The 23,358-nt window shown below is 64.7% G+C and carries 31 protein-coding genes; 9 read left to right on the forward strand and 22 right to left on the reverse strand.

The window, feature by feature from the left end; all coding sequences use genetic code 11:
• Window positions 1-37: 37 nt before the first annotated feature.
• Window positions 38-553, reverse strand: coding sequence for a DUF1697 domain-containing protein (locus GTP41_RS14845; protein WP_161026339.1), 516 nt, complete (start codon window positions 551-553; stop codon window positions 38-40).
• Between the two features lie 10 nt (window positions 554-563).
• Between GTP41_RS14845 and GTP41_RS14850 the strand changes: the two genes are divergently transcribed.
• From GTP41_RS14850 to GTP41_RS14860, 3 genes are all read left to right on the forward strand, one after another.
• Window positions 564-839, forward strand: a complete 276-nt coding sequence (locus GTP41_RS14850; protein WP_161026379.1) for a 2Fe-2S iron-sulfur cluster-binding protein — start codon at window positions 564-566, stop codon at window positions 837-839.
• Window positions 840-860: 21 nt separating this feature from the next.
• The gene (locus GTP41_RS14855) at window positions 861-1,322 is read left to right on the forward strand and encodes a hypothetical protein (protein WP_161026340.1); all 462 of its coding nucleotides are present in this window, start codon (window positions 861-863) and stop codon (window positions 1,320-1,322) included.
• Between the two features lie 82 nt (window positions 1,323-1,404).
• The gene (locus tag GTP41_RS14860) at window positions 1,405-2,016 is read left to right on the forward strand and encodes a YcbK family protein (RefSeq protein ID WP_161026341.1); all 612 of its coding nucleotides are present in this window, start codon (window positions 1,405-1,407) and stop codon (window positions 2,014-2,016) included.
• Window positions 2,017-2,079: 63 nt separating this feature from the next.
• Here GTP41_RS14860 and GTP41_RS14865 read toward each other — a convergent pair whose 3' ends face one another.
• Complete coding sequence (locus GTP41_RS14865) at window positions 2,080-2,265, reverse strand: DUF3460 family protein (RefSeq protein WP_161026342.1); 186 nt, start codon at window positions 2,263-2,265, stop codon at window positions 2,080-2,082.
• Between the two features lie 35 nt (window positions 2,266-2,300).
• Here GTP41_RS14865 and GTP41_RS14870 point away from each other — a divergent pair, with 35 nt between their 5' ends.
• The 5 genes from GTP41_RS14870 (at window position 2,301) to GTP41_RS14890 (ending at window position 7,345) form a co-directional block, all read left to right on the forward strand.
• Window positions 2,301-2,705 carry a hypothetical protein gene (locus tag GTP41_RS14870; protein ID WP_161026343.1) on the forward strand — a complete coding sequence of 135 codons (405 nt, stop codon included), beginning with the start codon at window positions 2,301-2,303 and terminating at the stop codon, window positions 2,703-2,705.
• Between the two features lie 10 nt (window positions 2,706-2,715).
• Window positions 2,716-3,486 (forward strand): transporter substrate-binding domain-containing protein, encoded by a 771-nt coding sequence (locus GTP41_RS14875; protein ID WP_161026344.1) that lies wholly within the window; start codon window positions 2,716-2,718, stop codon window positions 3,484-3,486.
• A 2-nt stretch (window positions 3,487-3,488) separates the two neighbouring features.
• Window positions 3,489-4,151 (forward strand): amino acid ABC transporter permease, encoded by a 663-nt coding sequence (locus GTP41_RS14880; protein WP_161026345.1) that lies wholly within the window; start codon window positions 3,489-3,491, stop codon window positions 4,149-4,151.
• Between the two features lie 39 nt (window positions 4,152-4,190).
• A complete protein-coding gene (locus GTP41_RS14885; protein ID WP_229502875.1) occupies window positions 4,191-6,392 on the forward strand; it encodes a putative bifunctional diguanylate cyclase/phosphodiesterase in 2,202 nt (733 codons plus the stop codon).
• 86 nt (window positions 6,393-6,478) lie between these two features.
• A complete protein-coding gene (locus GTP41_RS14890; protein WP_161026346.1) occupies window positions 6,479-7,345 on the forward strand; it encodes a transposase in 867 nt (288 codons plus the stop codon).
• A gap of 45 nt (window positions 7,346-7,390) precedes the next feature.
• Here GTP41_RS14890 and GTP41_RS14895 read toward each other — a convergent pair whose 3' ends face one another.
• From GTP41_RS14895 to flgB, 12 genes are all read right to left on the reverse strand, one after another.
• Entirely contained in the window at window positions 7,391-8,428 is a 1,038-nt protein-coding gene (locus tag GTP41_RS14895; RefSeq protein ID WP_229502877.1) for a hypothetical protein, read from the reverse strand.
• Between the two features lie 5 nt (window positions 8,429-8,433).
• On the reverse strand, window positions 8,434-9,348 hold the full coding sequence (gene flgL, locus GTP41_RS14900) for a flagellar hook-associated protein FlgL (RefSeq protein WP_202419739.1): 915 nt from the start codon (window positions 9,346-9,348) through the stop codon (window positions 8,434-8,436).
• 11 nt (window positions 9,349-9,359) lie between these two features.
• Window positions 9,360-10,730 (reverse strand): flagellar hook-associated protein FlgK, encoded by a 1,371-nt coding sequence (flgK, locus tag GTP41_RS14905; RefSeq protein WP_161026347.1) that lies wholly within the window; start codon window positions 10,728-10,730, stop codon window positions 9,360-9,362.
• 86 nt (window positions 10,731-10,816) lie between these two features.
• Window positions 10,817-11,215, reverse strand: a complete 399-nt coding sequence (locus GTP41_RS14910) for a rod-binding protein (RefSeq protein WP_161026348.1) — start codon at window positions 11,213-11,215, stop codon at window positions 10,817-10,819.
• The gene (locus GTP41_RS14915; protein WP_229502878.1) at window positions 11,215-12,321 is read right to left on the reverse strand and encodes a flagellar basal body P-ring protein FlgI; all 1,107 of its coding nucleotides are present in this window, start codon (window positions 12,319-12,321) and stop codon (window positions 11,215-11,217) included. The genes GTP41_RS14910 and GTP41_RS14915 overlap by 1 nt, the downstream gene beginning before the upstream one ends.
• 97 nt (window positions 12,322-12,418) lie before the next feature.
• A complete protein-coding gene (flgH, locus tag GTP41_RS14920) occupies window positions 12,419-13,078 on the reverse strand; it encodes a flagellar basal body L-ring protein FlgH (RefSeq protein ID WP_161026350.1) in 660 nt (219 codons plus the stop codon).
• Complete coding sequence (flgG, locus tag GTP41_RS14925; RefSeq protein ID WP_202419740.1) at window positions 13,078-13,869, reverse strand: flagellar basal-body rod protein FlgG; 792 nt, start codon at window positions 13,867-13,869, stop codon at window positions 13,078-13,080. The genes flgH and flgG overlap by 1 nt, the downstream gene beginning before the upstream one ends.
• Window positions 13,870-13,882: 13 nt before the next feature.
• The gene (locus GTP41_RS14930; protein ID WP_161026351.1) at window positions 13,883-14,611 is read right to left on the reverse strand and encodes a flagellar basal body rod protein FlgF; all 729 of its coding nucleotides are present in this window, start codon (window positions 14,609-14,611) and stop codon (window positions 13,883-13,885) included.
• A 12-nt stretch (window positions 14,612-14,623) separates the two neighbouring features.
• The gene (locus GTP41_RS14935; protein ID WP_161026352.1) at window positions 14,624-15,880 is read right to left on the reverse strand and encodes a flagellar hook protein FlgE; all 1,257 of its coding nucleotides are present in this window, start codon (window positions 15,878-15,880) and stop codon (window positions 14,624-14,626) included.
• A 15-nt stretch (window positions 15,881-15,895) separates the two neighbouring features.
• On the reverse strand, window positions 15,896-16,564 hold the full coding sequence (locus GTP41_RS14940; protein ID WP_161026353.1) for a flagellar hook assembly protein FlgD: 669 nt from the start codon (window positions 16,562-16,564) through the stop codon (window positions 15,896-15,898).
• Window positions 16,564-16,980 carry a flagellar basal body rod protein FlgC gene (gene flgC, locus GTP41_RS14945; RefSeq protein WP_161026354.1) on the reverse strand — a complete coding sequence of 139 codons (417 nt, stop codon included), beginning with the start codon at window positions 16,978-16,980 and terminating at the stop codon, window positions 16,564-16,566. Before flgC ends, GTP41_RS14940 begins: the two co-directional genes overlap by 1 nt.
• A 34-nt stretch (window positions 16,981-17,014) precedes the next feature.
• Entirely contained in the window at window positions 17,015-17,377 is a 363-nt protein-coding gene (gene flgB, locus GTP41_RS14950; RefSeq protein ID WP_161026355.1) for a flagellar basal body rod protein FlgB, read from the reverse strand.
• A 54-nt stretch (window positions 17,378-17,431) separates the two neighbouring features.
• Between flgB and flgA the strand changes: the two genes are divergently transcribed.
• A complete protein-coding gene (gene flgA, locus GTP41_RS14955; protein ID WP_202419741.1) occupies window positions 17,432-18,148 on the forward strand; it encodes a flagellar basal body P-ring formation chaperone FlgA in 717 nt (238 codons plus the stop codon).
• Here flgA and GTP41_RS14960 read toward each other — a convergent pair.
• From GTP41_RS14960 to GTP41_RS14995, 8 genes are all read right to left on the reverse strand, one after another.
• Window positions 18,108-18,869 (reverse strand): glycoside hydrolase family 73 protein, encoded by a 762-nt coding sequence (locus tag GTP41_RS14960; RefSeq protein ID WP_161026356.1) that lies wholly within the window; start codon window positions 18,867-18,869, stop codon window positions 18,108-18,110. The two genes, flgA and GTP41_RS14960, sit on opposite strands and share 41 nt — an antisense overlap.
• A complete protein-coding gene (gene flgN / locus GTP41_RS14965) occupies window positions 18,856-19,299 on the reverse strand; it encodes a flagellar export chaperone FlgN (RefSeq protein WP_371867359.1) in 444 nt (147 codons plus the stop codon). Before flgN ends, GTP41_RS14960 begins: the two co-directional genes overlap by 14 nt.
• Window positions 19,296-19,568, reverse strand: a complete 273-nt coding sequence (gene flgM, locus GTP41_RS14970; RefSeq protein WP_161026357.1) for a flagellar biosynthesis anti-sigma factor FlgM — start codon at window positions 19,566-19,568, stop codon at window positions 19,296-19,298. Before flgM ends, flgN begins: the two co-directional genes overlap by 4 nt.
• A 22-nt stretch (window positions 19,569-19,590) precedes the next feature.
• Window positions 19,591-20,577 carry a flagellar motor protein MotB gene (locus tag GTP41_RS14975; RefSeq protein ID WP_161026358.1) on the reverse strand — a complete coding sequence of 329 codons (987 nt, stop codon included), beginning with the start codon at window positions 20,575-20,577 and terminating at the stop codon, window positions 19,591-19,593.
• A complete protein-coding gene (gene motA, locus GTP41_RS14980; protein WP_161026359.1) occupies window positions 20,561-21,475 on the reverse strand; it encodes a flagellar motor stator protein MotA in 915 nt (304 codons plus the stop codon). The genes GTP41_RS14975 and motA overlap by 17 nt, the downstream gene beginning before the upstream one ends.
• Window positions 21,476-21,517: 42 nt before the next feature.
• Window positions 21,518-22,237, reverse strand: coding sequence for a FliA/WhiG family RNA polymerase sigma factor (locus tag GTP41_RS14985; protein WP_161026360.1), 720 nt, complete (start codon window positions 22,235-22,237; stop codon window positions 21,518-21,520).
• Window positions 22,238-22,247: 10 nt separating this feature from the next.
• On the reverse strand, window positions 22,248-22,709 hold the full coding sequence (locus GTP41_RS14990; RefSeq protein WP_161026361.1) for a flagellar basal body-associated FliL family protein: 462 nt from the start codon (window positions 22,707-22,709) through the stop codon (window positions 22,248-22,250).
• Between the two features lie 7 nt (window positions 22,710-22,716).
• Window positions 22,717-23,358, reverse strand: a 642-nt coding sequence (locus GTP41_RS14995) for a flagellar hook-length control protein FliK (protein WP_161026362.1), incomplete at its 5' end; no start/stop codon positions are given.

The following is a 23,358-nucleotide window of genomic DNA, read 5'->3' on the forward strand; positions in this document are numbered from 1 at the left end:
AACAGATGCATAACGGAATGGTCGATTCGGCAGCATTTCATGCTGCACTGCACTTGCGAACCGTGTCCCAGGTACGGGTCGTGATCTCTTTGCCAAAAGTTTTTTCGATCAGGCGCATGAAGGCGGGGCCGTCGGCGTGGGGCGCGTATTCTGAGAAGATATCGTGGCCGACGATCCCGAGCAGGCAGGCCCCGTCCTGCGACTGCGGCAGCGGCGCCTTGGGCTGCGGCGTGCTGCGCATGAAGCTGACCACGCGCTTGGGCAGGCCGCTGGCGCCGAGGGCGGGGTAGGGGTCGTTGGCCAGCAGCGCCTGCAGGTGCTGCTGGGAGCGCACGATGGTCATGAAACTGCGGCCGAGCGCCTGTTCCATGGCGGCTTCGCATTTGCGTTCGATGCTGGCTTCGGGGGCTTTGCGGGTGTCGAAGGCGACATTGCCGCTTGATAGGAGGGTCTTAACGTTGGAAAATCCAGCACTTTCGAGGGCGGCTTTCAGTTCCGGCATTTTGCAGTTCATGGGGCTGACTCCGCGCAGCAGGGCGACATAGCGAGGCATTGTGTTTCAGATAAGAGTTGAGCCGAAGGGATTATCCTTCGAAACAGACGGCGAAGCCAGCCTGCTGGACGCTGCGGCGCGGGGCGGGGTGGTGTTGCCCAGTTCTTGCCGCAATGGCACCTGCCGCACCTGCGTCTGCCGGGTGCACAGCGGCAGCGCACGCCACCTGATCGAGTGGCCGGGCCTGAGCCTGGATGAGAAGCGCGAGGGTTATATATTGCCGTGCGTGGCGGTGGCGACATCGGACCTGGTGCTGGAGGCGCCCGCCGCCCGCCGCAGCGGGTGAAATTGCGTAAAATTGCTGCCCATGGCATACCACCTGACAATACTGCGCAGCGCCAACAGCCTGCAACAGCCCATTTCCCGCAGCGAGGCGCTGGCCGGCGCGCGCCAAACCGCTGGCTGGCGCGTGACTGGCGAAGCTGAAGTCACTTTCTCCGATGGGCGCGGCAGCTGCACGCTGTGGCATAGCGATGGCGAATTGTGGACCCGCCTGGACGAGCCGTGGGTGATCGAGCCCATGCTGGCGCTGGCCCGGGCGCTGAATGCGCGCGTGCGCGGGGATGAGTTCGAGACGTATTCGTCGCCGCAGGAGAGTTATGCGCATCCGGACGACAAGCGCCTGGCGCAGGTGGCGCGGGCCGATTCCGCCCAGTTGCTGGCCCAGCACATGGCCGAGCAGAGGCGCATCCGGAATGGCATTTTCGCCTTCTTTGCGGTGCTCGGCGTGCTGGGGTTTCTGATCGGAAAGTGGTTCGAGGGCCGCTAAGTTTACGACAAACTCTTAAAGGGGTTTCTCAATTCCCCCGGCTATTGCTATAGTAACCCTATTGCAATACAAAGACTTTACCATGGCGACACGTCGAGACTTCCTACATACCCTGGCGGGCACCGCGTTGGCGGGGCTGCCGCTGATCGGCCGCACGGCGCAAGAGCCGGAGCCGCCCCCCGATATTTTCGACGCCCAGATGCTCGACCTCGACTTTTGGGTGAAACCACGCACCATCAGCGTGATCCGTCCGCAAAGTGGCGAAAAGGCCCGGCTGACGTACTGGAAGGATGGCGAGATCATTGATGCCGCCTACCAGGAACTGTGCCATTTGCTGCGCGATGTGAATGGCAAGGAGACGGCGGCGATTGATCCCAAGCTGTTTGAGACCTTGTGGGGCGCGCAGGCGTTTGTGCAGCGCTTCGGCATCGAGAGCCCGGTGGAGATTTTGTCGGGCTACCGCACGCCGGCGTCGAACAAGCGGCTGATCGAGCAGGGCATTCCGGCGGCGCGCCAGTCGCTGCATATGACCGGGCGCGCGGCGGATATCCGGATTCCCAACCTGAATGCGGAGGTGCTGGGCAGCCTGGTGCGCAGCTTCAGGCAGGGCGGGGTGGGCTTCTACTACCGCCAGGGGCCGCGCGGGGGGTGGATTCACGCGGATACCGGCTTGCAGCGGACTTGGAAGGGGTAAAACCGGAAAACCGGGGGGGCGGCCCGTAGGGGCGTACCCTGGTCTTCCGGTTTGCGCGCACTTCTAGTGGTAGTAGTAGGCCGGCGTCGGCACCGCATCAGTGCGCGCCACCCGCTCTGCTTCCAGGTCCACCTTGTGATCCCACCAGATATTCCACCCCTTGCGCTGGTCTTCCACCAGTTCCGGATGCTCCCGCAGCAGTTCGCCGAAGAAGCACTCAAACTCAGATACATATTCGTTTACTTTCATACGACCTCCCGGGGATTCGGTTACACTCCTGAGCCATGTTGAACGATGATAACGATGCGGCCAAGCCGCGCTTTCGCCCGGTGCCGTGGACGGCACTGGAAACACCCCAGGATGTGGAGCTGTGGATTGCCGAGCATGACCTGGCATTGAAGGAGCACGTCGGTAAGCAGGAAACCGGCTATGGCGTGTGCTTCAGCCTGGCCGAGGGCGGCGAGATCTATATGCAGACCACCGAGGGTGCCGTTATCCTCGATGTTACGCCAGAAGCCGATTGGGTGGAGCCGCTCTTGTGCGCGGTCGCCGGCATGGAGCCGCCCAAGGGCAGCCTGTGGGCTTTGCCGGAGGATAAGCTGGTCCAGCTGATCCTCGGCCTGTCGACCCTGGTCGCCAGCACCACCCTGGTCGTCGGCCACCAATTCGGCCGCCGCCGTTCTTACTAGAAGGATTTCAATGCGCAAACCACTCCTCGCTCTCCTGCTGGCCGTTGCCGCGCTGCATGCCAATGCGGCCGACCTGCTGCAAACCGTCAAGGCGCGCGGCACGCTGAAAGTGGCCATGGAAGGCGTTTATCCGCCCTTCAACTTCAAGGAAAAGAACGGCGAGCTGGCGGGCTACGATGTCGACGTGGCGCGCCTGGTGGCTGGCAAACTGGGCCTGAAACCGGAGTTTGTTACCACGGAATGGGCCTCGATCCTGGCCGGCCTGGCCAGCAATAAGTACGACGTAATCATTTCCCAGGTCGGCATCAACCCCAAGCGCGAACAGGTGTTCGATTTCAGCACGCCATACATCTACTCCTCGCCGATGCTGATCGTGCGCAAGGATGACAAGAACAACTGGACGTCGCTTGAGCAGCTGAAGGGCAAGCGCGTCGGCGCCGGCCAGGGCAGCGTGTACGAGATGCAGCTGAAGGCGGTGCCGGGCATCGACGTCAAAGGCTACCCGGCGGCACCGGAAAACCTGCAGGACCTGGCGCTGGGCCGCATCGATGCCGCCCTCAACGACAGCCTGATGACGGCCTACCTGCTGAAAACCACCAAGCTGCCGATCAAGCAAGGCGCGCGCGTGGGCAATGTCGAGCGCATGGGCATCCCGTTCCAGAAAGGGAACCCGCAGTTCAAGGCGGCCATCAACAAGGCGCTGGCGGACGCGGCGGCCGACGGCAGCCTGAAAGCCATTTCCCTCAAATGGTTCGGCACTGACGTCAGCAAGGCGCCGTAAGCATGGAGTTGCTGGAGCTGCTGCGCGAAGCGGCGCCCGTGATGCTGAAGGGCGCCGGCTACACCCTGGTGTTCGCGGTGGCGGCCATGGTGGGTGGGCTGGCGATCGGCTTCCCGACGGCGGTCATGCGCATCCTGCCCTGGAAGTGGCTGCGCTGGCCGGCCAATGTGTACGTCAGCCTGATGCGCGGCACGCCCCTGCTGGTGCAGATGTTCGTGATTTACTATGGTCTGCCCTCGGTCGGCATTGAATTCACCCCGGTCACGGCCGGCATCCTGGCGCTCAGCCTGAACTCGGGCGCCTACCTGTCGGAAAGCCTGCGCGGCGCGCTGTTGTCGATCCCGAAGGGGCAGTGGGCAGCCAGCTACAGCCTGGGCATGGGCTATGGCCAGACCCTGCGCTATGTCGTCATGCCGCAGGCGCTGCGGGTCGCGGTGCCGTCGATGAGCAACACCCTGATCAGCCTGATCAAGGATACCTCCCTGGTCTCCGTCATCACCATGACCGAATTGATGCTGGCCACCAAGGAAGTGATCGCCACCACCTTCCAGCCCCTGCCGCTCTACCTGGCAGCGGCCGTCATCTACTGGATTCTCAGCCTGGCGTTCGAGCAATTACAACGGTTTGCCGAGCAGCGGCTGAACCGCTCGCATCGCCAAAGTTAGCTGCTCGACATTGACACATAGGCATGCTAGGCTGGATGCATGGAAAAAGACCAGCGTGCCATCGCGGCGGAGCAGTCCACCGCCGTCCGGCCTGCCGTCCCCGGCGCGGCGGGCCTGGACCACCTCTTGCCCGGCGAAGCCATGCTGGCGGCCATGGGCGGCACGCCGCCGGCGCATTACACCAGCGGCAACGGCGCGCCAGCGATGGTGCGCGAGCAGGACTATTTCAACGACCTTTATCTGCTGGCCCCGGTGGGCTACTTCGTGCTGGCCGGCGACAGCACCGTGTTGCAGATGAACCTGGTTGGCGCCGACTTGCTCGGCCTGCCACGCAGCAATCCTGAGCGCGCTCCGTTCCGCCAGTTCATCGCCCAGCGCTTCATGGCCGATTTCGATGCCTTCGTCAGCAATTGCCTGTCCAGCAGCGAGCCGCAGCGCCTGTCGCTGCAAATGACGCGCGGGCGGGGCGACCGCGGTTTCGCCGTCACCCTGCTCGGCAGCGGGGCGGTGGGCGACGCGGAGCGCTTGCGCGTGGTGCTGGAACTGGCCGAGGGGAAGCTGGCGGCCCTGGAAAAAAGCGAGGAGCGTTTCCGCCGCATCGTGCACAGCGCGGAAGAAGGCATCTGGGAAATCGATGCCAGCGCGCGCACCAGCTTCGTCAATCCCAAGATGGCGGCGCTGCTCGGCTACTCGATCGAAGAAATGCTGGAGCAGCCGCTGGTCGCCTTCATGGACGACGAGGGGCGCTCCCTGCTGGAACGCAATATCGCGCGCCGCCAGCAGGGCGTGGCCGAGCGCCACGAGTTCAAATTCATCCGCAAGAACGGCAGCGAGATGTGGGCCACCCTGGCCACCAACCCGATCTTTGACGCCGATGGCAGCTACCTCGGCGCGCTGGCCCTGGTCAGCGACATCACCGAACGGCGCCAGTCGACCGAGCTGATCTGGCACCAGGCCAATTACGACACGCTCACGGCACTGCCGAACCGGAATATGTTCCAGGACCGGCTGTCGCAGGAGATGAAAAAGGCGCGGCGCGACGGCCTGTTCCTGGCGCTGCTGTTCATCGACCTCGACCAGTTCAAGGAAATCAACGACCGCCTCGGCCATGAGATGGGCGACCTGCTGCTGGTGGAAGCGGCCTCGCGCATTGCCGCCTGCGTGCGCGCCTCCGACACGCTGGCCCGCCTGGGTGGGGACGAGTTCGTGGTGATCCTGCCCGGCCTGGACCATGTCACCAGCGCCGAGCGCGTGGCGCAGCAAATCATCGCCACCCTGAACCGGCCTTTCGCGCTGGGCGACAGCAGCGGCGTCGTCTCCGCCAGCATCGGCATCGCCCTGCACCCCTCCGACGCCAGCGACCCCGAGCAATTGCTGCGCAACGCCGACCAGGCCATGTATGCCGCCAAAAACGCCGGCCGCAACCGCTACAGCTATTTCACGTCCGACATGCAAGCCGCGGCCCAGCAGCGCCTGCGCCTGACGCGCGACTTGCAGATGGCGGTGGCGAACGAACAGTTCGAGCTGCACTACCAGCCCATCGTCAACCTGCGCACGGGCGGCATTGAACGCGCCGAGGCGCTGCTGCGCTGGCGCCACCCCGAGCGCGGATTATTGGCGCCGGGCGATTTCATCGGCAGCGCCGAGGCGAGCGGCGTCATTCTCGAGATTGGCGACTGGGTGTTCCGCCACGCCGCCGACCAGGCCAAGCGCTGGCAGGAAGAGCTGGGGCGACCGTTCCAGATCAGCGTCAACCAATCGCCGGCGCAGTTCCGCGGCGGCCAACAAGTCTTTGAGGAATGGGGACGCTACGTCGAGCGCCTGCAGCTGGCGCCGCGCAGCATCGTCATCGAAATCACCGAACGCCTGCTGCTCGATCACAGCGGCCCGGTGGTGGAACGGCTCGGCCAGTTCAAGTCCATGGGCTTGCAGGTCGCGCTGGACGACTTCGGCACCGGCCACTCGGTGCTGGCCCACCTCAAGAAATTCGACATCGACTACCTGAAGATCGACCGCAGTTTCGTGATGGACCTGGCCGGCGACAGCGGCGACCTCGCCTTATGCGAAGGCATCATCGTCATGGCCCACAAGCTCGGCCTGAAAGTAGTGGCCGAAGGCGTCGAAACCGAGACCCAGCTCGCCCTGCTCAAAGCCGCCGGCTGCGACTACGCCCAAGGCTACGTCTACGCCCACCCCATGCCCCCCGCCGAACTCCAGGCCCAACTTCGGGGTCAGGTCTGACAATCGGACAAATTCGGGCACAAATTTCCAACTCGCAATTGCGCTAGCGCAAAACGTAGCGAGGGGCTCGTGCGCAAACTAGTCGCATGAGCCGACCATTGCGATTCGAGTACCCCGGGGCGCTGTACCACGTAACCTCACGTGGCGAGCGGCGCGAGAATATTTTCCTTTCGGATGCGGACCGCCTGGTCTGGCTGGCCTTGCTGGCCGAGACTTGCAAGCGTTTCCAGTTCGTGGTGCATGCCTACTGTCTGATGGGGAACCATTACCATCTGGTGCTGACCACAGCAAACGGGCGGCTGGCGCAGGGTATGCGCTACCTGAACGCGACCTACTCGCAATACTTCAATCGCCAGCACCGGCTGGTCGGGCATGTGTTCCAGGGGCGCTACAAAGCCATACTCTGCCAGCGCGAAACTTACCTGCAGGAGCTGGCGCGCTATGTCGTGCTGAATCCGGTGCGCGCCGGCCTGGTGCTGCATCCCTTGGATTGGGCGTGGAGCAGCTACCGTGCCACGGCCGGCGTGGATGATGCGCCGGCCTGGCTGGATATCGCCACCGTGCTGGCCTTGTTTGGCGCGGCAACGGATGGTGCCAGCGTGGAGTACAAGGCCTTCGTCATGGCGGGTATTGGCGGCCAGAGCCCGCTCAGGAATGTGAACTGCCAACTCCTGCTGGGGGATGAGGCGTTTTGCCAACGCATGAGCGAGCAGCGTGAGGAAGTGATCCTGTTTGAGATCAGTCGGATTCAGCGCCAGGCCGTGGTGCCGCCCTTGCATGCGTTCTTTGCAAATGGCGTCAGTCCGAAGCAGGCTATGGCGCAGGCCTACTTTTCCCTTGGCTACTCCATGGCCGAGATTGCGCGCCATCAAAAAGTGTCAGTGAAAACGGTAAGCCGCGCGATAGAAGCACACCTAAAACAGGCCGGCCGTATTGATCCAGATCAAAGCTAGTGCGTCGGTGTCCGAATGTCAGACCTGACCCCGAATTTCCGGATTTTAGCTGAGGCGGAGGAGGGAGACGACGCGGTCGCGGTTGATGCCGACCAGGGCGGAGGTGAGGGAGACCAGGGCGCCGTAGCCGGGCTCGTTGGCGACGTTGGCGAACACTTCGGCCATCTGGCCCATGCCGGCCACTTCGATCTCGGGCAGGTCGATCTTGGCGCGCTGGGCGGCCATGGCGAGCTCTTGCCGCACTTTCGACAGGGCGGCTTCGACGTGGGCCAGCGCTTGCGTCACTTGCTGCAGGGTGGCGCGCATGGCTTCGATGTCGCTGGCGCCCCAGTTCTCCGGCATCACGACCGGGGTTTCGGCTTCGGCTTTCAGGCGGTTCAACTGGCCGGCGGGGAAGCGGATGCCGCCGCCTTGCACCGCGAGCGATTCGCGCAGGGCGGGCCAGGCGCTTTCTGGGGCGGAAAAGACCAGCTCGCCGTCTTTGTTGACGCTGACGCGCACGCCGGCCGGGGCCAGCGCCTGGTCGAAGCGGGCCACGATCTCGGCGTCGCTCAGGCCGGGCGCCAGGTGCACCGAGCGCAGGCCATTGGTGCCGCCGCCGAGTGCGATGGCGAGCGTTTCGCGGGCGCCGTTGCGCAGGTTGGCCAGGGTCATGCCGCGCACGCTGAAGCGCTGCACGGCCGGTTCGTTTGAGTAGTTGAGCTGGGCGTCCAGGGTGCCGCCGGAGGCCTGGGGGCGGCTGCGCCAGGTGTCGGTTAACTGGCGCACGCGCTGTTCGATCTGGCCGTCGCGCATCTGGCGCGTGGCGAGCTTGGCGGCAATGTCGCTCTTCAGGGCGCGCAGCTGGGCGGCGCTTTGTTCAAGGAAGTCGATCGCTTGCTGGGCGCCCGAGACGTCGTTTTGCAGCGGCGCATCGATATTGCTCAGGCCGCGGCGCAGGGGCGCGGGGGCGGCGTTGGTGCCGGCGCTTTGCTCCAGCGCGGGGCCCGCGTCGGCCAGCGCCGACTCGGCCGGGTTCGCACCGGGATTAGCGGTGGGACGGGCGGCGTGGCCGGTTGTGCTGGGGCGCTGGGCGATTTCCATGATGTTTACAGGACGTTGAATAGCGACAGGTTATTGACTTTCGAGTACGCCTGGTAAGTGGCTTGCAGGGCGTTATTGTAACCAGTCAGCTGGGTAGCTGCGAGGCCGTAATCCAATTGTGCAATGTCGGTGATCGCCATGCGATTCGACAGGCTGACGCTGGCGTGGTTGTTGGCCAGGGTGTCCATCACGTTTTGCGATCCGCCAAACTGGGCGATCTTGCCGGAAATGAGGTTGAGCGTGGTGTCGGTGCCGTCGAGGGCGGTGCGCAGGGCGGCCTTCAGCGCCGGGTCGCCCGGGTTGACGGTGGGCTGGCCCAGCATGTCAATGGCGATGTCGAGCTGGTTCAGGTAGTCCTGCATGCCGTCCACCGTGACGTTGGCGGGCTGGGTGATGCCGTTGCCGACCACCACTTCCTGCACGCCGTTATTGCCGGTGAAGCTGTAGCGCGAGCCGGGCGGCTGGCCGTTGTCGACGGTCAGGGCCTGGGTCGAGGTCAGGGTGCCGGAGAAGATGTACTTGCCTTCCTGGTCCAGCGTGTTGCTGTTGAAGTAGAGCGAGTCGCGCAGCGAGACCAGGCTGTTGACCATGGCGTTCAGGTCGTCCGGGGTGTTGGAACCGTCCGAGGCCCACACGAACAAGTCGCGCGCGGCGCCCATGTCGTTCACCATAGAGCTGAGGAAGGTTTCGTTCTTCGACAGGCGCACTTTCACGGCGTCGATGTTCTCGACGTATTGGCTGACGATGTTCTCTTCGCGGCGCAGGCGCGACAGGCGCACATTGGCGATCGGTTCGTCGGACGGCACCTGGATCTTGTTGCCGGTGGCCATTTGCTCGGTCAGCTTGGCGATCATGGTCTGGTTGATCGTCAGCGAGCGGTTCATCGACGCTTGGAACTGGCTGGTAGCGATGCGGATCATGGTGCTTTACCTCAGAACAGCGCCAGCGTGGCGTCGAACAATTCGTTGGCCACGGCGATCACTTTCATGTTCGCCTGGTACATATTCTGGAACTCCACCAGGTTGATCGCTTCTTCGTCCTTGTTGACGGAGCTGGTGGCGGCCCAGTCGTCTTCCGACTGTTGGCGGATGGTGGTGGCGGTTTCCAGCAGCGACTGGTTCTGGCCGCTGTCGATGCCGAGCTTGCCCACCAGCTGGGTGTCGGCGTCGCCAATCAGCACCGAGCCGATCGAGCCCAGGGTGATCGATTGGCCCTTGATGCCGATCAGGGCCTGCAGGTTGCCGCTGTTGCCTGGCTCGCCTGCGGCGGCGGAGAAGGCCAGGTCGGACGCGACGATGCCGGGCGTGATGTTGAGGATGCCGCCGGCGCCGGTGGCGTTGAAGGTGAACAGGTCGGTGCCGGCGCTGCCGTCGGGCTTGAAGCCGGCTTGCAGTTGGGTGTTGACCTTGGCCGCCAGCTGGTCGGCCATGTCCACCAGCGATTGCTGCAGCGGGTTCAGGATGTTCTTTTCGTAGTCGCCGATGCCGCCCAGTTGGCCGCCGACCTTGGTGTCGTCCAGGCCGAACACGGATTTGGCGAAGGTCAGTTCCAGCACCGGGGTGCCGCTGGCGCTGTTCATGGCCAGGGTGCCGGACAGGTTGCCGGCCACCAGCGGCTGGCCGCTGCGCAGGGAGACGCTGCGGGTGCCGTCGGGCTGTTCCAGCACTTCAATGGCGACCAGGTTGGCCAGGGCGTCGATGGCCTGGTCGCGCTCGTCCACCAGGCCGGAGGTGTTGGTGCCGAGCGAGCCGGCTTCGGTAATGCGCTGGTTCAGGCGCGCAATATTGGCGCTCAGGGTGTTCAGCTGCGGCAGCATGGCGTCGCGCTGCTGGGAAATCGAGATTTGCTGCTGGCGCGTGACGTTGTAAATGCTGTTGAACGATTGCGCCATGGCGTTGGCGGCGGTCACCACCTGCTGGCGCAGCGGCGACGAGACCGGGTCGACGCCGGCCGCGTTCAGGGCGCGGAAGAATTGGTCGACACCGTTCGACAGGCTGGTCTGCTCGTCGCCCATGACGCGTTCGAGCTGCGTGAAATACGGTTGTGACTGGGTGCGCATGCCAAGGTCGGAATTGGCGCGCCACAGCTGCTGGCTCTTGTAGGAGTCCGAGAAGCGGATCAGCTTGCTGACCTCGACGCCGAAGCCGGCGCCATAGGTGCCCGAGGCCGGTGCGACGGCGGTCAGGATCACGCCTTGGCGGGTGTAGCCTTTGGTTTGCAAGTTTGCAATGTTCTGGCTGGTCGTGTTCAGGGCCGCCTGGGCAGCCAACGAACCGGACAGTGCATTGTTAATTATCGACATGGTGGATCTCTTCTCTGTGGTTGGGCCGTTGCTCTATGGCATTTTTGACCCGTTAACGTGTAAAGGCGACCGCGCCATGCGCTGGATTAAGCGTCGGTCGGCTTTTTCTTAGAAATAACTGAATTTTCCGGTGGGGAAACCGGAGCGGGGGGCAGGAGCTGGCGCAAAATGGCGTCGGCGACGCCGAAAGCGCGTCGGTTGGCCAATTGGTCGGCGACCAGGTTGTCGGCCATGTCCAGCATGTCGCTGTTGACCGAGTCCTTATAGAAGCTGTCGTCGGCGGCCATGGCCTTGGTGGCGTCGCGCATCTTGTGCAAGGCCTGGGCGATGAAGAAGCTTTCGAACTTGACGGCCGCTTCGGTGGCTTTGGCGCGGTAGCGCGCTTCGTCGGTGTGCGGGGCGGGCGCGGCCTGGCCCGGCTTCGGCTCGGCCGGCGAGCCGATGTCGAGCTGGCGCACTGGCAGGGGGGCGAATCGGCTATCCATCAGATCACCACCAGTTCGCCTTCGATGGCGCCGGCCTGGTCCAGCGCCTGCAGGATGGCCATGATGTCGTCCGGCGTCGCGCCCAGGCTGTTGACCACGTCGATAATCGCTTGCAGCTTGGCGCCGGCTGGCCACTTGAACATTTGCGGCTTGGCTTCGTCGACCGACACCGCCGATTGCGGGGTGGCGGTGGTCTGGCCCTGGCTGAACGGCTGCGGCTGGCTGACCTTGGTGCTTTCGGAAATCACCACCTTGAGCGAGCCGTGCGTGACGGCGGCCGCTTTCACGCGCAGGCCGTCGGCGATCACCACGGTGCCGGTGCGCGAGTTGAACACCACGCGCGGGGTTTCCGCGCCGGTTTCGATCGGCAGCGCTTCCAGCTTGGCCATGAAGGCCACGCGCTGGGTCGGGTTTTCCGGGGCCAGCACGTCGATGCCGGTGCCGTCGGCGGTGCTGGCGATGTCGCCGAACTTGCGGTTGATCGCGTCCACGATATTGGTGGCGGTCTGGAAGTTCGGCTGTTTCAGCGACAGGTGCACGCTCGGCTTGCTGGCGAAGTCGCTGGCAATCTCGCGTTCGATCACGGCGCCGTTGGGGATGCGGCCAGCGGTCGGGGTGTTGACGGTGACGGAGGAGCCGCTCTTGCCGGAGGCCGATAAGCCGCCCACCACCACATTGCCTTGCGCCAGGGCGTAGACTTCATTGTCGGCGGCTTTGAGCGGCGTCAGCAGCAGGGCGCCGCCGCGCAGGCTTTTGGCGTCGCCCAGGGAGGAGACCGTGACGTCGATCGGCTGGCCGCGGCGGTAGCCGGGCGGGAACACGGCGGAGACCATGACGGCGGCCACGTTCTTGCTCTTGGAGTCGGCGCCGTCGGGCAGCTTGACGCCGAATTGCTTGAGCATATTCACCACCGACTGGCTGGCGAACTTGACCTGGGTCGAGTCGCCGGAACCGTTCAGGCCGACCACCAGGCCGTAACCGACCAGCGGGTTGTCGCGCACGCCTTCGATGGCGACCAGGTTGCGCAGCTGGGGCGCGGCGGTCGCGGGCAGGGCGAGGGCCAGCAGCAGGGCGGCCAGGACCCGGTAAACCCGGGTCAGGCCCAAGGGCCAGACCCTTGGCCTGCGGCTGTCGCGTACTAAGGGTCCGACCCTTGGGTCGGACCCAGGCTTACCGGGGTAAAAGCCAAACATAAACATCACCTCAGAAAGGCATGAACGGGCCGAGGAAGAAGCGTGTCAGCCAGCCCGGGGTATTGGTTTCCGCCAGCGAACCCTGGGCGCCGTACGCGATGCGCGCATTGGCAATGCGCTGCGAGGACACTTGGTTGTTGGCATCGATGTCGGCCGCGCGCAGGAAGCCGCGCAGGCGCACGAATTCTTCGCCCTGGTTCAGGGTCAGCACCTTCTCACCCGCCACTTTCAGCAAGCCGTTCGGCATTACTTCCTGCACGATGACGGTGATGGCGCCGCTCAGGGCGTTCTGCTGGGTGCTCGAGGCGTCGCCCTGGAAGGCGCGCTGGGCGGAAATATCCACCCCGGCTTTGGGGAAGGTCTTGCCCAGCAGGCTGGGCGGGGCAATGCCGACGCTGGAGTCCTTGGCCATGGTGGTGCCGGCGCTCTTGGATGCCTGCGTGGTTTCCTGCAGGATGACGGTGACGATATCGCCGACGCGGAAGGCGCGGCTGTCCGAGGTCAGCGACATGCCGCTGTCCGGATTGAAGACGCCGCCCGAGGTGCCGCGCGGCAAGCCGCTGCGCGCCAGGGCGGGGGCGTCGTCGAAGGGCGCCGGGCGCACCGTCGGCTGGAGGGCATTGCAGCCCGCCAGCAACAACAGCGCCAGCGCGGGCAGGGCGATTTTCATCAGCGTGCAGCCTGGGCCAGGTATTGCAGCATATTATCCGCTGCTGTCAGAACTTTGGTGTTCATTTCGTAGGTCCGCTGGGCGGCGATCATGTCCACCATCTCTTCCACCACCTGCACGTTGGAGCCTTCCAGCGCGCCTTGCTTGACCTTGCCGAACTGGGCGTCGCCGGGGCGGCCTTCGGTCGGGGCGCCGGAGGCCGGGGTTTCCGCGAACAGGTTTTCGCCCAGCGCTTGCAGGCCGGTCGGGTTGATGAAGGAGGTCAGGGTCAATTGGCCCAGTTCGGTCGGCGCGGTATTGCCCGGGATGCTGGCCGAAACCGTGCCGTTTTCGCCGATGGTGATGGCGGTGGCGTTGGCCGGTACGGTGATCTGCGGCACCAGCGGCAGGCCGGAAGCGTTGACCAGCACGCCGTTGGCGTCGATCTGCAGCTGGCCGGCGCGGGTATAGGCCGGTTCGCCGCTCGGGCGGCGCACTTGCAGGAAGCCGTTGCCCATCACCGCCACGTCGAGCGCGTTGTTGGTGGTTTGCAGGTTGCCGGTGGTGAAGATCTTCTGGGTGCCGACCAGGTGGGTGCCGTTACCCATCTGCACGCCGGACGGCGCCAGGGTGTTGTTGTCGGCGCGCTGGGCGCCCGGCTGCTGGTCGATCGAGTAGAACAGGTCCTCGAACACCACGCGGTCGCGCTTGAAGCCGACGGTGTTGGCGTTGGCCAGGTTGTTGGCGATGGCTTGCAGTTTGGCGTCTTGCGCCTGCACGCCGGTCTTGCTGATCCACATTGCTGGGTTCATATGTTTCTCCTGGTTAGCCGCTGATCAGCTTGTTGCCGATCTCGTTCATCGAGTCGGCGGCTTTAAACAATTTCATCTGGATTTCGAAGGTGCGGTTCAGGCTCATGGTGGCCACCATTTCCTCAATGGCGGACACGTTGGCGCCCTCCAGGTGGCCGGCTTTCACCAGCACCGTGGCGTCGGTATTCAGCGGCTGGCCGTCACGCGCCACCAGCAGGCCCGCTTCGTTCTTGGTCAGCTCGGACGCTTCGGCGCGCACCAGGCGCAGCTTGTCGATCACCTGCAGCTGGGCGTCGGCGCCCGGGCCCAGGATGGAGACGGTGCCGTCCTGGCCGATTTCCACCTTGCGGTGGATGGGCAGGGTGATCGGGCCGCCTTCGCCCAGCAGCTGCATGCCGTTCACTGTCATGGTGCCGTCGGCGTCGAGCGTGATGGCGCCGGCGCGGGTGTAGCCCTCGCCGGTCGGGCCCTGCACGGCAAAGTAGCCGGGCCCGGAAATGGCCACATCCAGCTCGCGCCCGGTGGCGCGCAGGGCACCCTGGCGGTCGGTGATGGCGTTGGCCTGCAGTTGCGACATGTGGCGGTCGTCGTAGCCGTAGCCGGGCAGCTTGGCCGACTGCGCCAGTTCCAGGTTGGCGCGGAAGCCGTTGGTGTCGAGGTTGGCGAGGTTGTTGGCGTGCACCTGCTGGCCCCGCATGGCCCGCTCGGCACCGCTCATCGCCGTATAAATCAGCGCATCCATTCAGTCCGCCTTTTACAGGGCCTGCATCAGCGATTGCAGCATCTGGTTCTCCGCCGTGATCACCTTGGAGTTGGCCTGGTAGTTGCGCTGCGCGGTCATCAGGCCTACCAGTTCGGCGGTGATGTCGACGTTGGAGGTCTCCAGCGAGGCGACGGTGAGCGCGCCGGCCACGCCTTTGCCCGGTTCCGAATAGTTCGGGCTGCCCGATTGCACATTGGCCTGCCACGAGGTCTCGTTGACCGGTGTGAGCGCGTCTTCGTTAGGGAAGGTGGCCAGGGTCACGCGGGCGATAGCTTGTTTCTCGCCGTTCGAATACTTGGCGACCACATTGCCCTGCTGGTCCAGTTCCACGCCCACGTAGCTGCCGGCCGCATAGCCGTCGGCGCTGTTGGTCGAGGTGGTGGATTCGCCTTTCTGGAAGGTGGTGCCGGTGTAATCGACCTTGATCGTCTGTGGCGTGGTGGCCGGCGGGACGGACAGGTCAATCGAGGCGATGTAAGGCGTGTTGGCGCCGGCCGGGTTGTTGGCTTCGTCCAACTGGCCGTTGGTGTCGAACACCAGGGTGGCGGCGACAGCGCCCGTCAGGTCAGTACCGTCGGCGGCGACGTAGACCAGCACGCCGCGCGGGTTGGCCGGGTCGGAGTCGCGCACGAAGTACTGGGTAACGGTGTGTTCATTGCCCAGGGAGTCGTGCACCACGGTGACCTTCGACATATTGTAGGAGGCGGGATCCGGAATGGTCGGTGGCACGGTGCCGGCATCGGCGGGCGTGAACGGCGTAGTTGGCACGGTCCAGTCGGCCGACATATTGGCGACGAAGTCCATGTTCGCCGTTGACTTGGCGCCCAGCAGCTTGGTGGGCACCGTGATGTCGCCCATCGGGCCGGCCACCAGGCTTGGCGGGGTCAGGGCAAAACCCTGCACGCGCTGGCCGGCGCTGTTGACCAGGAAGTCAGTGGCGTCCTTGGTGAAAATGCCGACGCGGGTGTAGTTGGTCTGGCCGGTCAGGTCCTTGGTGACAAAGAAGCCGCGGCCGTTGATCAGGGCGTCCAGGCCGCGGTTGGTGGCCTGGATGCCGCCATTCTGGCCGATCGACTGGGTGGTCGAGCCGATGTGCACGCCGGTTGGCTGTGCGCCGGCATGCAGCGAAGCGAAGTTGGCGCGGCTGGACTTGAAGCCGTAGGTCCCGGCGTTGGCGATATTGTTGGAAATCGTGCCCAGTTGTTGGTTGATGGCCTGGATGCCGGACAAAGCGATATCGAAACTCATGGCGGGGACCTTTCGTTAAATAACAGAAGTCGGGCTTTTGGCCCGGAATGCGGTAATGGCCGCAGGCGGTACTTCGCCCACGGTATCGATCAGGAGCGACATGGTGCCGCCGGTGCCGAGCTGGACGCTCTCCAGGCGGCCCTGCACGGCCAGCGGCACGGTCGGGTTGGCTTCGCTGGCGACACGCATGGTGTAGCTGCCTTTGGGCAGGCCGAGCTTGACCGGGTCGATCACGAATTCATGGGTGCCGGCGGGCAGGGTGCCGAGTGCGATCTCGTACTGCTGGCCGCCGACGCCGGTCAGCACCAGGGTGGTCTTGGCGGAAGCGCTGCCCAGGGTGGCGGCGCCGTGCACCTTGGCGCCGTCCAGATTCACGCTAGTGGTTTGCACCATGACGTCGGAGCCGACTTGCGCGCCCATCGCCAGCACCTGCATCGACTGCAGCACGGAGGCGTTGGCCGAGGTCAGGTTGGCCAGATTCTGCAGCGCTTCGGTCTGCGACAGCTGGGTCAATTGCTGGACGAACTGGGCCGGGTCTTGCGGCGACAGCGGGTCCTGGTTGCGGATCTGCGCCACCAGCAGTTTGGTGAACATGTCGCGCCCCTCGTTGGAGGCGCCGTTGAGGGCGACGCCGGTGGCGTTGGCGCCTTGCCCGGCCGCGTTGGTGAACAGGTTGGTTTCCATTAGCTTTCACCCAGCTTGAGCAGGGAAGCCTGCATGCCGCGAATGCGGCCCAGCACTTCCACATTGGTTTCAAAAGCGCGCGAGGCCGACATCATGTCGGTCATCTCGGCCACCTGGTTGACGTTCGGGTAGAACACCATGCCGTCGGCATTGGCCAGCGGGTTGCCCGGGTCGTAGACCTTGCGCAGCGGCTCGGCCGATTCGACCACGTCCAGCACTTGCACGCGGCCGCCGGCGGAGGCATCAAGGTTATCGTTCATCACGGCCGCGAACACCGGCTTGCGGGCGCGGTAGGTTTCGTTCTCGCTGCCGGCCACCGAGTCGGCATTGGCCAGGTTGGAGGCGACGGTATTCAGGCGCACAGTCTGCGCTGCCATCGCCGAACCGGCAATTTGCGCAATGTCTTTAAAACTCATGGGTCTCCCCTTGGATTGCAGGTCGTTACTGCCGTTATTGGCCGTTGATGGCCCTGGCCAGCCCGCGCAGCTTCATGTTGATGAAGGTCAGGCTGGTGGCGAAATCGGTCGCGTTCTGCGAAAAGGCGGCTTGCTCCACGCCGATCTCGACGGTGTTGCCGTCGCCGGTCGGGTGGTAGGGCACGCGGAACTTGGTCTCGCCGTCGCCGTCCAGGACGGGCTCGCCGGCGGCTTCCGCTTCAACGCGCGCCAGCGACTCTTTGAAGTCAATATCCTGGGCGGCGAAGCCGGGTGTGTTCTCGTTGGCGATGTTGGACGCCAGGATGCGGGTACGCTGCGCACGTAAGTCCAATGCGTCGGCATGCACGCCCAGCGCGTCTTTGAAATTAATGGCCATTGTTACTCCCCTCTGGTAATGTCCCAGCGAATTTACATACTAAAGGTATTGCCCATGTCCAACAATCCCATTGTACAGCTTTTCCGCACATTGTTGCTTGTGGGAATTACAATTAGTCCGCAAGCAAGCGCTTCACAAGTGGAAGATCTGTTAAAAAGGGTGCAAGAAGCTGCGAAAAATCAATTGCAAAGCCATGCAGAAAGCCAGCGCTGGCAGGAGCCGCGGTTCGAAGTCGACGTGGTGCGCAATAACCGTGTTATCCCCCCTTGTCCCTCTGGCGCGCGGGTCGACAGCCTGGATCCGCGCGGCATCGGGCGCATGCGTTTCGTTGTTGTTTGCCCAAGCTTGCAAGGCTGGCGTTATGAGTTCCTGGTGCGCGCCAAGGTGTCGGCAAAGGTTGCTGTAGCGGCTAATGATTTAACGGCTGGAAAAATTTTGTCGCCTTTAGACTTGTTGCAGGTGCGCCACGACATAACGCTAATTCCTGACACGTTTGGCAATTTGAACGAGGTCGACGGCATGGCGGCGCGGCGCACTATCCGCACTGGCGAAATCCTGCGCCAGAACATGCTGGCGGCGCCGCAGCTGGTGAAGCGCGGCGACCAGGTGCGCATCGTGGCGCGCCACGAAAACATTGAGGTGACGATGACGGGCGAGGCGCTGGATAACGGCGTGCGCGGCGCCCAGATCCGCGTCAAGAACAGCAGCGGCACCGTGATCCGGGCGCGCGTTACCGAGGCAGGGACGGTGGAGCCGGCCGACCTGCCTTGATGCCGGCGGCGACACGGCTGAGTTTGTCGGCATAGGCGGGGTCGGTGGCGTAGCCGCCGGCCTGCAGGGCGCGCGCAAAGGCGTGCGCGTCGCTGCCGGTGTTGAGGGCGCGCTGGTAGCGCGGATTGTCCAGCAGCAGGCCGGCATAGTCGTTGAACGAGCCGGCCAGGTCGCCGTAGCCGCGGAAGCGCTCCGTGCGGGCGACCGTGGCGCCGTCTTCCACTTCCAGCGTGGCCAGGGCCTGCACCGCGCCTTGCCAGTTGCCGCCGGCCTTGATGCCGAACATATTGTTGCCCGGGGCGTGACGGCCCCAGCCCGATTCCAGGGCCGCATGGGCGGCCACCAGTTCGGGTGCCACGCCGAGGCGGGCGGCGGCGGCTTCGGCATGCGGGCGGATGGCTTGCAGGAAAGCTTGCTGCGCCTCTTCACTCACACTATTGCTCTCTTCGCTGCCGCCGATGGCGCGTGCGGCCAGGCGGGCGCGCAGGGCGGCGCCGTCGGCGGTCAGGGCGCTGCCGGCGCTGGGTGCTTCCGCCGTGGGCGCGTCGGCGGCGGCGATGTAGCGCGCGATGTCGGCGTGCACCTGGCGGAAGGTGGCGGCGTTGCTGCGGACGGCGAACGCGGCGGCGGTGGCCGTGGTGGCGGCCGTGGCCCGGGTCGGGGCGGTGGCCTCGGTGTGCGCTGTGCGCGGCGTAAACGCCGTGAAATCAGAGCGGCTCATAAGTTTGGTCGTCGCCGTGCAGCACGCGCTGCATGATGGTGTATTGCTCCGCCAGCAGCTCGGCGTTGCGGCGGCCCATTTCGCGTGCCACCTGCACCATGCCTTCCAGCTGGGCCCAGTCGGCTTCCAGGCGGGCGCGCGGCTCCGGCTTGAGCAGGGTGAATACTTGCGCCATCGACGGCTGCGGGCCGACCAGGCGCGTGGCCAGTTCCACGCGCTGGGCGCGGCGCGCCTGCAGCACATCGACCAGGGCGCTGATGTCCTGCGCGATCTGGCCCAGGCGTTCGCTCTGGTGCCGCACGGCCGCTTCGAATTGCTGGGCAATCAGGTCGAGCATGCGCTGGTAGTCCTGCAGGTCGGCGGCAATGCCGTCCAGCAGCTGGCGCATGGCGTCCTGGCGCGAAATCGAGACTGTTGCCGCGTCGCTCACTGCTCGCCCTTGTGGAAGCGTTGGATCAGGCCGGCCAGCTTGCCGGCGTCGAAGCGCAGTTCACCCTTGGCCAGGGCGTCGCGCAGCTGGGCCACCCGTTCATGGTCGATTTCGCCCATTTCCTTCAGGGCCTGCAGGGCCGGTTGCAGCACGGCCGATTCCAGCTCGCGCTGGGCGGCCGGGGCGGCGGTCGGGCGCGCGTGGTCGGTCGGGGTGGCGTCGGCCACGGTCTGCACCGGGGCGCCGGGAGTGGAGTTGGAAATCCTCATCCGGTTTCCTCTTGTCTTAACATTAATTGCCATCGCTCTTCCCCTTGCCAGGCAACATTTGCTGGCGCAACTGTTGCAGGAGGCCGGGTTCGGGCAAATCCGATTCCCGGATGATAGCAGTCTTGCTGCTCGGCATGCCAAACATCTCGGCGATGTTTTGCGCCTGCGAGGTGGTCAGGATCAGCAATTCGATCCGGCGGTTTTCGCCAGCATCGGCCTTTTTGGCATTGACCGGCGCACGGTCGGCCATGCCCACCACCTGCAGCACGCTGTCAGCCGGCATGCTGCCGGCCAGCAGCTGGGCGCGCGCGGCCATGGCGCGGTTACTCGACAGGTTCCAGTTGGAGAAGGCCTGGTAGCTGGTGTCGGCATACTGCGAGGAGTCGGTGTGGCCCACGATCAGCATCTGGTTTTCCATGCGGGCGAAGAGCGGGCCCATGCCGCGCAGCAGCTTGGTGAATTTGTCGGTCGGCACCGCCGAGCCGCGCACGAACATGCCCTGACTGTCGGTATCGTGCAACATCACGCGCAGGCCGTAGGGCGTGATCATCGATTCCAGGTTCTTGGCCAGGCCGTTTTCTTCGCTCAGTTTGGCCAGGGTCTGCGACAGCAGCTTCAGGTCTTCCGGTTTCTCGTACTTGACGCGCTGTTCGGCAGTCTGGGTCGGGCTCTTGTTATAGCCCTGGGTGGCCTGGCCGTCGACGTCGGTATTGCCGGTGCGCGGCATCGGGAAACGCTCGATCAGGCTGCCGCGCGGGCCGCCCACCTGTTCCGGCATCACGCCCTTGCCGACGTCGGTCTTGCTGCCGTCGGCCTGGGTCATGACGTGTTCCAGGGTTTCCGTATTGCGCACCGCCATCAGCCACAGCACGAGGAACAGGCACATCAGCGCCAGGCAGAAGTCGGCGAACGCGACCTTCCAGGCGCCGCCGTGGTCGTCGTGCTTGTGCTTGCCGCCACCGCGCTTGACGATGGTTTGCTCGTGGTGCTTATCATGCGGCTTTAGCACGGCCACCTCCTCGGCGCGAGTTCGATTCCGGCTCGTCGCCGCCTTCCATGGCGTTGATCCAGCTTTCCAGCTGGGCGAAGCTTGGCTTGATGTTCAGCTGCACCAGGCGGCGCCCGGCGTCGATCGCCAGCAGCGGCGGCTTGCCGGCGACGTGCGTCACCAGCACCACTTTCACGCATTCCATGGTCGAGGCTTCCTGCGCGATCAGCTGCTTCATCATGTTGGAAATCGGGTCCAGCACGCCGTAGCAGAAGAAGATACCGATGAAGGTGCCGACCATGGCCGCGCCCACGTGCTCGGCGATCTCGGCCGAGGTGGCGCCTTCGCCCACCGTGCCCATGGTGATCACGATGCCCAGCACCGCCGCCAGAATACCGAAGCCCGGCATCGCCTCGCCGATCTTGGCCAGCGACTTGGCCGGCTGCGTCAACTCCTCATGGATGGCTTCCAGTTCCTGCTCCAGCACGCCTTCCAGCTCGTGGGAGTTGATCTTGCCCATCGCCATCAGGCGGAAATTGTCGACGATGAAGGCCAGCAGCTTCTGGTCGTCCAGGATCAGCGGGTAGCGCTGGAACAGCGGGCTTTCCTTGGGCGCTTCGACGTGCGCGTCAAGTGCTTTCAGGCCGCCGGCGGCCAGCTGCAGCAGTTCGTACATCAGCAACAGCAGCTGGCGCTGGAATTCGGAGTCGTACTTCTTGCTCGACATCAGGTGCTTGAGCTGTACATTGGTTTCCGTCAGCACGTGGCGCGGGTTGCCGATGATGAAGGCGCCAATGCCGGCGCCGGCAATGACGAGCAGCTCCAGTGGCTGCCAGATCGCATGAAACTTGCCGCCCATCATGGCGTAACCACCAAAGACGGAGCCGAAAACGATCATGATGCCGAGGAGTTGCTGCATGGTTTATGCCTTTCGAATGGTCTTGTCAGTGCGGCGCCGGCTTCAGGAAGTCAGCACCGCCTTCATCTTGTTCAGGGCCGCCTTGTTCAGCTGGCAGACACGGGCGTCGGTCAGGTCCAGCACGGCGGCGATTTCTTTGTAGCTGAGCTCGAATTCGTAGTACATCTGCACCACGCGCTGTTCGCGCTCGTCGAGGCCGTTCAGCGCCTGCTCCAGGCTGCGCCGTATCATCAGCTGTTCCTCCGGGCCGGCCACGCTGCTGCTGTCGGCCAGCGTGTCCTGCAGGATTTCATCGAAGCTGGCAATGGTCTCGGCGTTCTCGTCCAGCAGGTAGGCCTGGTACGCCTCGGGCGACAGGCCGAGCGCGCCCATGGTTTCCTGTTCGGTCGGCTCGCGCCCCAGCTTGCGCGTCAGCTCGCGCACCGCATCGCGCATCTTGTGGCTGTGCTGGCGCACCGCGCGCGGGCGCCAGTCCTGGCGCCGCAGCTCGTCGAGGATGGCGCCGCGCACGCGCAGCCCGGCATAGCTGCCGAAGGCCGCGTCCGGCTCGCCGTAGCGGCGCAGGGCTTCCAGCAGGCCCATCAGGCCGATCTGTTCCATATCGTCGCGGTCGATCGCGCCCTGCACCTGGGAGTTGAGCTGGCGCACGATGCGCTTGACCAGGGGGGCGTAGGCGAGCAGGTGCTTCTGCTCGTCGGCCACGCTCACCGCCGAATAGCTCTCGGCGTAGGGCTCTGCAACGCTGTCCACTACCAAACCCATGGCAGCCTCTTTACTCGAGGATCAATTTGCCGATCATCACCTGCTGGAAGGGGCGCTCGCGCTGTTCCTTCGCATAGGTTTCGTCGTAAGCCTTGTTCAGCTCTTCCACATACTGGTCGATGGTCATCATGGCCGCCTTTTCCATCGGCAGCGCCGACAGGGCGCGCACGGCCACACTGCGCAGCATCGGCAGGGCTTCCTTGGCTTCCTTTTCCTGCTTGATCGTGGTCGAGATGACGAGGTCGCACGACATATAGTGCGGCACCGTGTCGCCTGGCTGGCGGCGCAGCATGACGATGACTTTCTCGATGGTCAGGTACTTGAGCGGTTCCGCGTTTTTCTTTTCCTCGACGGGGGCGCCCTTGGCGCCGGCCGGGGCCGCGCTGCCTTTCAGATACCAGACGGCGCCACCGGCGGCGCCCGCGCCGAGCAAGAGCACGGCGACCAGGATCAGGACCAGTTTTTTATTCATCTAAGACTTACTCCCGCTCGCTCAACATGGCAAAAGTGGTGGTGCCGGCATCGGCCTCATCCAGGCCGCGGCCCGGCTGGCGCTGCTGCTCGGATTGTTGCTGACGTTGCTGGCCGCCGCCCTCGGCGAAGTTGCGCGCGCCACTCGAAGAAACCGTGACCGCCACCTCGCCCAGTTGGCGCTGCGACAGGTCCTGGCGTACGGCGTCGCCAATGGTGTTCAGCTGGCGCAGCACTTCGGAGTGGCTGGCCGCGATATTCACATGCAGCGCGCCGCCGCTCTGGCGCACCGAAATTTCAACGCTGCCCATATTCGGCGGTTCCAGGCGGATTACCGCTTGCTGGTCGTTGCGCGCCAGCTGCAGCTGCAGGCGGTCGCCCAGGGCGGCGCGCAGCGGCTGCTGCCATTGCTCCGGGCTGCCGCTCAGGCGCAGCACGTCGGCCTGGGCGGCCTGGCCGACGCTGTTGGCCAGTACGCTGCGGAAGCCGGGCAGGGTGCCGGCCTCGCTGTGCTGGCGCTGGCTGTCGGCCAGCAGGCTGGCGCCATCCTTGGCGGTAATCGGGGCGGCACTGCCGTCGGCCGCCTGTGCCTGCAGGGCGCCCAGGGCGGCCGACAGGGCGTCCATGGCGCCGGACTGGCGGCTGGACGG

The sequence above is a fragment of the Pseudoduganella guangdongensis genome, from assembly GCF_009857475.1.
In the GTDB taxonomy this organism is placed as follows: Bacteria; Pseudomonadota; Gammaproteobacteria; order Burkholderiales; family Burkholderiaceae_D; genus Rugamonas; species Rugamonas guangdongensis.

Coding starts and splice junctions, on each gene's coding strand:
- GTP41_RS14845 (WP_161026339.1), bottom strand. CDS start 553: ATGCCTCGCTATGTCGCCCTGCTGCGCGGAGTCAGCCCCATGAACTGC.
- GTP41_RS14855 (WP_161026340.1), top strand. CDS start 861: ATGGCATACCACCTGACAATACTGCGCAGCGCCAACAGCCTGCAACAG.
- GTP41_RS14860 (WP_161026341.1), top strand. CDS start 1,405: ATGGCGACACGTCGAGACTTCCTACATACCCTGGCGGGCACCGCGTTG.
- GTP41_RS14865 (WP_161026342.1), bottom strand. CDS start 2,265: ATGAAAGTAAACGAATATGTATCTGAGTTTGAGTGCTTCTTCGGCGAA.
- GTP41_RS14870 (WP_161026343.1), top strand. CDS start 2,301: ATGTTGAACGATGATAACGATGCGGCCAAGCCGCGCTTTCGCCCGGTG.
- GTP41_RS14875 (WP_161026344.1), top strand. CDS start 2,716: ATGCGCAAACCACTCCTCGCTCTCCTGCTGGCCGTTGCCGCGCTGCAT.
- GTP41_RS14880 (WP_161026345.1), top strand. CDS start 3,489: ATGGAGTTGCTGGAGCTGCTGCGCGAAGCGGCGCCCGTGATGCTGAAG.
- GTP41_RS14885 (WP_229502875.1), top strand. CDS start 4,191: ATGGAAAAAGACCAGCGTGCCATCGCGGCGGAGCAGTCCACCGCCGTC.
- GTP41_RS14890 (WP_161026346.1), top strand. CDS start 6,479: ATGAGCCGACCATTGCGATTCGAGTACCCCGGGGCGCTGTACCACGTA.
- GTP41_RS14895 (WP_229502877.1), bottom strand. CDS start 8,428: ATGGAAATCGCCCAGCGCCCCAGCACAACCGGCCACGCCGCCCGTCCC.
- flgL (WP_202419739.1), bottom strand. CDS start 9,348: ATGATCCGCATCGCTACCAGCCAGTTCCAAGCGTCGATGAACCGCTCG.
- flgK (WP_161026347.1), bottom strand. CDS start 10,730: ATGTCGATAATTAACAATGCACTGTCCGGTTCGTTGGCTGCCCAGGCG.
- GTP41_RS14910 (WP_161026348.1), bottom strand. CDS start 11,215: ATGGATAGCCGATTCGCCCCCCTGCCAGTGCGCCAGCTCGACATCGGC.
- flgH (WP_161026350.1), bottom strand. CDS start 13,078: ATGAAAATCGCCCTGCCCGCGCTGGCGCTGTTGTTGCTGGCGGGCTGC.
- flgG (WP_202419740.1), bottom strand. CDS start 13,869: ATGAACCCAGCAATGTGGATCAGCAAGACCGGCGTGCAGGCGCAAGAC.
- GTP41_RS14930 (WP_161026351.1), bottom strand. CDS start 14,611: ATGGATGCGCTGATTTATACGGCGATGAGCGGTGCCGAGCGGGCCATG.
- GTP41_RS14935 (WP_161026352.1), bottom strand. CDS start 15,880: ATGAGTTTCGATATCGCTTTGTCCGGCATCCAGGCCATCAACCAACAA.
- GTP41_RS14940 (WP_161026353.1), bottom strand. CDS start 16,564: ATGGAAACCAACCTGTTCACCAACGCGGCCGGGCAAGGCGCCAACGCC.
- flgC (WP_161026354.1), bottom strand. CDS start 16,980: ATGAGTTTTAAAGACATTGCGCAAATTGCCGGTTCGGCGATGGCAGCG.
- flgB (WP_161026355.1), bottom strand. CDS start 17,377: ATGGCCATTAATTTCAAAGACGCGCTGGGCGTGCATGCCGACGCATTG.
- flgA (WP_202419741.1), top strand. CDS start 17,432: ATGTCCAACAATCCCATTGTACAGCTTTTCCGCACATTGTTGCTTGTG.
- GTP41_RS14960 (WP_161026356.1), bottom strand. CDS start 18,869: ATGAGCCGCTCTGATTTCACGGCGTTTACGCCGCGCACAGCGCACACC.
- flgM (WP_161026357.1), bottom strand. CDS start 19,568: ATGAGGATTTCCAACTCCACTCCCGGCGCCCCGGTGCAGACCGTGGCC.
- motA (WP_161026359.1), bottom strand. CDS start 21,475: ATGCAGCAACTCCTCGGCATCATGATCGTTTTCGGCTCCGTCTTTGGT.
- GTP41_RS14985 (WP_161026360.1), bottom strand. CDS start 22,237: ATGGGTTTGGTAGTGGACAGCGTTGCAGAGCCCTACGCCGAGAGCTAT.
- GTP41_RS14990 (WP_161026361.1), bottom strand. CDS start 22,709: ATGAATAAAAAACTGGTCCTGATCCTGGTCGCCGTGCTCTTGCTCGGC.